Source organism: Megasphaera cerevisiae DSM 20462 (genome assembly GCF_001045675.1).
GTDB lineage: Bacteria > Bacillota > Negativicutes > Veillonellales > Megasphaeraceae > Megasphaera > Megasphaera cerevisiae.
This window is the reverse complement of sequence record NZ_LEKT01000194.1, coordinates 1-578: the sequence shown is the minus strand read 5'-3', so window position 1 is coordinate 578 and position 578 is coordinate 1. Positions and strand designations below refer to the sequence as shown.

At 44.3% G+C, this 578-nt stretch carries 1 protein-coding gene; it reads left to right on the top strand.

The genetic code is table 11. The features are described from left to right. Positions 1-139: 139 nt before the first annotated feature. Positions 140-578 (top strand): IS256 family transposase (locus tag AB840_RS15710; protein WP_236684568.1); only part of this gene is annotated, 439 nt, incomplete at its 3' end.

Here is a 578-nt window from a genome sequence, read left to right as displayed (position 1 = left end):
GAGCCTATGAAAAAATCTCTGTAAACAAACTTCCACTCGAAGTCATAAGGTCTTCTATGGTACAATCTAATCATAGGAGGACTTTTTATCGGAACGCTCCGACAGCGAGAACGCCCGCAACGGTTATAAACCAAAGCAAATGAACAGCAGTTATGGCAGCTTTCAGATTGACGTTCCGCAGGATCGGCAATCCTCATTCAAGCCACAGGTTGTCAAGAAGCGTCAGAAAGATATCTCTGCCATTGACCAAAAAATAATTTCTATGTACGCCAAAGGGATGACGACCAAACAAATTTCTGAAACCATCGAGGACATTTATGGGTTTGATGCATCAGAGGGCTTCATATCGGATGTCACGGATAAAATCCTGCCCCAGATTGAAGAGTGGCAGTGTCGGCCACTTGCCAGCGTCTATCCTATTATCTTTATTGACGCCATTCATTTTTCGGTACGTCATGATAATATTGTCCGCAAGTTGGCTGCCTATGTTGTGCTCGGCATTAATGAGGATGGCTACAAAGAAGTACTCGCCCTTGAAGTCGGTGAAAATGAAAACAGCAAATACTGGCTGGGCGTTC